This is a genomic window from Halomonas cibimaris (assembly GCF_039537045.1).
In the GTDB taxonomy this organism is placed as follows: Bacteria; Pseudomonadota; Gammaproteobacteria; order Pseudomonadales; family Halomonadaceae; genus Vreelandella; species Vreelandella cibimaris.
The window spans coordinates 1-6,374 of sequence record NZ_BAAAZT010000027.1; the positions used below are offsets into that span (position 1 = coordinate 1).

5 protein-coding genes are annotated in these 6,374 nt (G+C 60.4%); 1 reads left to right on the top strand and 4 read right to left on the bottom strand.

Annotated features, from left to right (window positions below; translation table 11 throughout):
• Positions 1-269 precede the first annotated feature (269 nt).
• Entirely contained in the window at positions 270-1,304 is a 1,035-nt protein-coding gene (locus ABD654_RS03530; protein WP_344702365.1) for an IS110 family RNA-guided transposase, read from the top strand.
• A 325-nt stretch (positions 1,305-1,629) separates the two neighbouring features.
• Here the strand turns inward: ABD654_RS03530 and ABD654_RS03535 are convergent, their stop codons facing one another.
• The 4 genes from ABD654_RS03535 to ABD654_RS03550 all read right to left on the bottom strand — a co-directional run.
• Positions 1,630-2,796: a nucleotide sugar dehydrogenase gene (locus ABD654_RS03535; RefSeq protein WP_344702367.1), complete on the bottom strand. Its 1,167-nt coding sequence runs from the start codon at positions 2,794-2,796 to the stop codon at positions 1,630-1,632.
• A gap of 142 nt (positions 2,797-2,938) precedes the next feature.
• Positions 2,939-3,400, bottom strand: a complete 462-nt coding sequence (locus tag ABD654_RS03540) for a hypothetical protein (RefSeq protein ID WP_344702369.1) — start codon at positions 3,398-3,400, stop codon at positions 2,939-2,941.
• Between the two features lie 50 nt (positions 3,401-3,450).
• Complete coding sequence (locus ABD654_RS03545; RefSeq protein ID WP_344702371.1) at positions 3,451-5,403, bottom strand: polysaccharide biosynthesis protein; 1,953 nt, start codon at positions 5,401-5,403, stop codon at positions 3,451-3,453.
• Positions 5,404-5,535: 132 nt separating this feature from the next.
• The coding region (locus tag ABD654_RS03550; protein WP_344702373.1) for a hypothetical protein at positions 5,536-6,374 on the bottom strand (839 nt) is incomplete at its 5' end.

A 6,374-nucleotide genomic window follows, 5' to 3' on the forward strand; every position in this document is an offset into this window, starting at 1 on the left:
GAAGCTGGATTTCTGGTGGGAGCTGACTTCAGTCAGCGATGGCGGTGCCACCGAACCCTGACAGGCCTACGGCCTGCTATCGCGCACTAAAGTGCGGCTCCTACCCCGGGATCGAGTCACGAGCCGCGGCTGGCTATGGGCCCGCTACGTGGTGGGAGCTGAATCTTTGGTGGGAAATGGGATGGACCCGTCCTTCTGTGCCAAGCTGGATATGACATCTAGCTAGCAGTGCACAGAACACTGACGGCATCTGAAAGGAGGGCCCATCCATGAAACAGATTAGCATTGTTGGCATTGACCTGGCCAAACACGTTTTTCAGTTGCACGCCGCCGATGCGCGCGGCCATAACGTCTTTAACAAGCAGGTTAAGCGTGATCAGCTGCGGCTCACGCTGGCCCAGCTGCCGCCTTGCCGCATCGCCATGGAGGCGTGCGGCTCGGCCCATTATTGGGCACGCGAAATTCGCGCCCTGGGCCATGAGGCAGAACTACTGCCGCCGCAGGCGGTCAAGCCCTTCGTGCTGGGCCACAAGAATGATGCACGCGATGCCGCGGCTATCGCCGAGGCCGCAGCACGCCCGGCGACGCCTCGGGTGACGATCAAGACAGAAGCGCAACAATCCCTGCAAGCGGTGCACCGGGTGCGCAGTCGGTTAGTGCGCGAGCGCACCGCCATCGGCAATGAGCTGCGCGGCCTACTGGGAGAGTTTGGCCTGATCGTGTCGCAAGGGCATGCGGTAATACGCCAGGGTGTGATCCGTGAACGCCTGGACGAGCAACGGGCGCGGCTGGGTGAAGAACTCCACACCCTGCTGAACGACCTGCTCGACCAGTGGCTCGAGAACGATGCGCGGATCGCGCGCTATGACAAGCGGCTGCAGCGACAGGCCAAAGCGTCAGCCGACATGCAGCGGCTGATGAGTCTGCCCGGCATCGGCCCGATCAACGCCACGCTGTTGTTCAGCCACCTGGGCGATCCGGCACGGTTTCCCAACGGGCGTCAGTTCAGCGCCTCGTTAGGGCTAGTGCCACGCCAGCATTCCAGTGGTGGCCGCCATCAGTTAATGGGTATCACCAAACGCGGCAATGGCGAGGTTCGACGGCAGCTGGTGCACGGTGCCCGCGCGGCATTACGCCAGTTTCAGCGCCAGGAACAGCCCGACCGGCTGTCCCGCTGGGCCTGCTCATTAGCGGCGCGTCTTGGACAACGCAAGGCCATTGTGGCCCTGGCAAACAAGATGGCGCGGATTTGCTGGTCGCTATTGGCCCATGAACGCCGCTACCAGCCGCAGGAGGCCGCTTAATGATACCGAATAAACAGGCGAGTTCGTTCAGCATACGATAAGTTACCCAACCCCGAGGTTGCGCAGGCGAGATGCTTCGATGGCATAACGGGTCAGACCGACTCTCTGTCACTCTGTGAAGTGCGCAGGCCCATGGCGAGGCCGAGTGGGAGATCAGAGCAGAGAGCGCGTATTCCATCAGGGCCAGGCACCGCAGGTGCCACCAACAGGCCGGATATAAGCGTGCAGTCCTCACCTTTATGCGTGGTTGCTTCTAGCTTGCACAACAGGACGGGTCCATATAAGCGGACTTTAGTCCGCGATGATACAGCCACCAAACATCTACTCAGTCACTACCGAAAAGGTCGCGGGTATAGACCTTATCCTGGACGTCCGCCAGCTCACTGACCATACGGTTGCTGAGTATCACATCGGCGGCCTGCTTGAACGCATCAAGGTCGCGCACGACCCGCGAGCCATAAAAGGTGGCTTCTTCAAGCACCGGCTCGAACACGATCACCTCAATCCCCTTGGCCTTGATGCGCTTCATCACCCCCTGCATGGCGCTGGCGCGGAAGTTATCCGACCCCGACTTCATGATCAGCCGATACACCCCGACGACCTTGGGCTGCCGCGCCAGCACCTTCTCGGCGATAAAATCCTTGCGCGTGCGGTTGGCATCGACAATCGCCTGGATGATGTTGCTCGGCACATCCCGATAGTTGGCGAGCAGCTGTTTGGTATCCTTGGGCAGGCAGTAGCCGCCGTAGCCAAAGCTGGGGTTGTTGTAATGGTCGCCGATGCGCGGGTCGAGCCCCACGCCTTCGATGATCTGGCGGCTGTCCAGGCCGTGGGACTCGGCGTAGCTGTCCAGCTCGTTGAAATACGCCACCCGCATGGCCAGATAGGTGTTGGCGAACAGCTTGATCGCCTCGGCCTCGGTGCTGTTGGTTAGCAATACCGCGATATCGTCCTTGACGGCCCCCTGCTTCAACAGCTGGGCAAAGCGCTCGGCGCGTGCCGAGCGTTCGCCGACAATAATCCGCGAAGGGTGCAGGTTGTCGTACAGCGCCCGGCCTTCGCGCAAAAACTCCGGTGAAAACAGCAGGTTTTGCGTAGCAAAGCGTTCGCTGGCTTCCCGGGTGTAGCCCACCGGCACGGTGGACTTGATCACCATCAGCGCCTCGGGATTGACCGCCATGACGGCCTTGATCACCGCCTCCACGCTTGAGGTATCAAAGGTGTTGGTGTCCGGATCGTAGTCGGTGGGCGTGGCGATCAACACGATATCGGCCTCGCGGTAGGCCGCCTCACCGTCCAGCGTGGCGCGAAAGTTTAGCGAGCGGTTGGCGAGAAAGTCGCTGATCTCGGCGTCCTCGATGGGCGAGACGCCGTTATTCAGCAGGCTGACCTTTTCCGCCACGATATCCACGGCGACCACGTCGTTATGCTGGGCCAGCAGCATGGCGTTGGAAAGGCCGACGTAGCCGGTGCCGGCAACAGCGATGTTCATAGTGTTCCTTTTCGTCCGTTTTCTGTAAAAGAGCAGCGCGGCCGTTTCATGCCACCCATGCCAGCGCACCCGTGATCGTCACGCTGAGCGTCGCGCGCCCGGGGCAAGCGAGCATTGGCTTAAAAGGGAAAGATGAGCGGTGTCAGCACGAGGACACCTGCGGAATAGGCAAGGCTGACGAGTAGACCAGCCGATCTCGGGTGTTCTCTGCCGGGTGGCTCGGTAGGCTGCTCGCCCGCCAGAGCAGGACGCCCAGCGAAATTAGCGCCACCGGCAGGCCCACCAGAGCAAACTGAAACATGCTCAGCTCCCGGCCGGCGGCGTCGCCGTACCCCTGGGCAATCGGCGCCTCTTCAGGATCACGGCTGGCGCCGGTAACGATCAGCGGCAGGTCAGGCGCCTGCCGCCATAGGCGTTTCCCCTCCATCAGGCGAATAGCGGAGCTGTCATTCAAACGTGCAGTGCTCGACCAGGGAGCGCTGGGTCGCCAGCCGGCCCGTCGGTACCGGCACCTCAGCAGCAGCGTGCCCAGCCCCATCAGCCCCAGGCAAAGGGGTAACGGCATCAGAAGTTGGGCGGCCAGCGTCTTGGCCAGCTCGTACATGCCGCTTTCTCAACGTTGGGGATGGCTTGATGCCCCTGCGGTAAAGGGCGCTAATGGGTAACCGGCTGCGGGGCAGCGGGGGCGTGAGACAGTAAGTCACACAGTGCACTGCTGGGCTGGTAATCCAGCGGGGCATTGATCAGTAGTTGGCGTATTTCACCGTAATCAAAATGACGGCAAGCGGTGAAAAGCCGGTGAACCAGTTCCTCAAGCTCCGGCCACGTGAGCGCGGATTCATGCGCCGTCATGATCCGTTCGTGACGCGTCGCCGATACGTTATCGCCAATCAGCAGCTCTTCGTAGAGTTTTTCCCCGGGACGCAGCCCCGTGTAACGGATGGCGATGTCGCCGATATGGACATTTTCGGCCGCGTCCGGTGCCTGCTCGTGTTCGGCCGGCAGCACCGGTTCCAGGCCCGTCAGCCGAATCATGCGTTCCGCCAGGCCGGCAATGCGGACCGGTTCGCCCATGTCGAGGACGAATACATCACCACCCTGCCCCATGGCGCCCGCCTGAATGACCAGCTGGGCCGCTTCGGGAATGGTCATGAAGTACCGAGTGATGTCGGGGTGGGTCACGGTAACCGGGCCGCCCGCGGCAATCTGGCGGCGGAACAGCGGTACGACCGAGCCGCTGGAGCCCAGCACGTTGCCAAAGCGCACCATGGAAAAACGCGTGCCTGCCTGCCGCGACGCCAGCGCCTGGCATACCAGTTCTGCCAGCCGCTTGCTAGCACCCATCACATTGGTAGGGCGTACCGCCTTGTCGGTTGATACCAATACGAAGGACTCCACTTCGGCAGCCACGGCAGCCTGGGCGGTTTCCAGCGTTCCCATCACGTTGTTGCGCAGCCCTTCCACCATGTTGTGTTCGACCAGCGGCACGTGCTTGTAGGCCGCCGCGTGGTACAAACTTTGCACCTGGTAGGTGCGCAAAATGGTTTCGATACGCGAACGGTGCTGTACCGACCCCAGCAGCGCGTGCACGTGCACTGCTGTATAACCTTCGTGATCGGCGATCCACTTGAGATCCTGCTCTATCTGGTAAAGGCCGTATTCAGACACTTCCAGCAGCAGCAGACGACGCGGCGACTGGCGCAATATCTGCCGGCACAGCTCAGCGCCGATGGAGCCGCCGGCGCCGGTGACCATGACCACCTTGTCGTAAATGTTCGCGCGCATCAGCGCCGGTGTGGGCGGCACCGGATCGCGCCCCAGCAAATCTTCCACCGCCACGTCGCGCATTTCGGAGACTTTGGCCTGCCCCGAGACCATATCGGCCATGCCGGGGATGGTTTGCACGGGCACGGCCAACGGCTCCAGCCGCTCCAGCACCTCACGCCGACGCTGGCGCGTGGCGCTGGGAATGGCCAGCAATACCTTGTCGATGCCGTAGTTGGCGATCAGCCGTTCAATATCCTGCGCCGCGTATACCGTCATGCCCATCACCAGCGCTCGGTGCAGGCCGGGCGAATCATCGATAAAGGCGATGGGCTCGTATTCGTTGCCGTGGCGCAGGGTGAGCGTAAGCTGCCGCCCTGACGAGCCGGCACCGTAAATTAGCACGCGGGTTTTATAGCGCAGCTGGCCGCGCATATAGATGGCCCGCAGCCCAAAGCGAACGCCGCCGATGGTAAACATGGCGAGTAGCGCGTAAATAAAAGGAACCGAGCGCGGCACCGGCAGCTGATAAAGATAGTTGACCACAGCCAGCGTCAGCGCCGAGCCCAACACGCCGAGCATAATCGTCTTGAAGGCTTTGACGCTCATATAGCGAATGACCGCGCGGTAAAACCCCAGCCGCATAAAAATCAACAGGCTGACCGGTATCATCACCGGCAAGACCAGCCAGACCCCGGGTTGGCTGAGAAAGTCGGAACTGTCCAGACGCAGCAGCATGGCCAGCAAGAAGCTCAGCGTAATCAGCGCTACGTCGGCTGTTAGCTGAATCAGCCGTTTGGCGCGCCTTGGCAGGGAAAACAGCGGTTGTAAAAGTCTTATCATGGACGTATTTCCCTAAACGAGCTCTCTGAATGTGCGCCGAGCGTGACAGAAACAGAGAAAGATCAATAAATAATGCAGAATAAATGGCAGCCGCCATAAGATACACTGATCTTGCCCACCAACAGAGGCCACTCAAGGCAGTATATCTAGCGCTACAGCAGTGGCATCATCATGCGGCTTGAGTCGAGGGAAGCGGTCGCCCTCGGGGTCGTCGGCTTCCAGCAGGCGAAGCTGTCTCAGCGTGTCATCCAGACGCTCATCGATACGTTCATCGGCGAGCCAGTGAGCCGGATCCTCGAGTCCATATCCCTGCCAGGCCGCCGAAAACCCATCGCTGGTAAGCAGCACACGGCTGACGTCACACGCCTTAACGCGTCGCACCTCGGGTACCATTTGGTCAATGCGTGCCACACTCAACGCTGAATAGCCCTGAGGTGTATTGAGTCGCTCGCGATGCGACACAAGCATGGGATGAATGGCACCTACTGCTTCAGCGAATGGTTGACCCTGGCCGCGCCGTTCCGTGACGGCTGCAATCGCTCGTTGATCGAATGCCAGCAAGGGAGAATCAGGAAACACACGCTTGGCACCACAATCGTCAAGCGAATAGACTTCACAGTCGCCAAGGCGCAACATCACCAATTCTTCGCCTTCCAGAGCGACCAGAGCGAGTCCCGCAGAGGGAAGCCGATGAGCGGCAACCGGCTGGTTACAATGGATGTGCCATTCCCGTGTCACGCCCGCCAAGGCGTGTTGCAGTGCAGCAAGCACCACAGGCTCATTCTGCCACTTGAGTTGTAACAGCTCGGAAAAACGCTCAACAAACCACCGTGCATCACTTGCAACATCCTGCAACAGTGGCTCGCCTAGTACTACAGTCGTAACTGAATAAGCTACAATGCATGTGGTTGATATGGAAGCGATCACAGGGTGAAGGATGCAAGAACTGGATCTCTCTGTCTCAGCATTGT

Bases quoted from the DNA above. Each gene is read 5' to 3' on its own strand.
- ABD654_RS03530 (WP_344702365.1), top strand. From the start codon at position 270: ATGAAACAGATTAGCATTGTTGGCATTGACCTGGCCAAACACGTTTTT.
- ABD654_RS03535 (WP_344702367.1), bottom strand. From the start codon at position 2,796: ATGAACATCGCTGTTGCCGGCACCGGCTACGTCGGCCTTTCCAACGCC.
- ABD654_RS03540 (WP_344702369.1), bottom strand. From the start codon at position 3,400: ATGTACGAGCTGGCCAAGACGCTGGCCGCCCAACTTCTGATGCCGTTA.
- ABD654_RS03545 (WP_344702371.1), bottom strand. From the start codon at position 5,403: ATGATAAGACTTTTACAACCGCTGTTTTCCCTGCCAAGGCGCGCCAAA.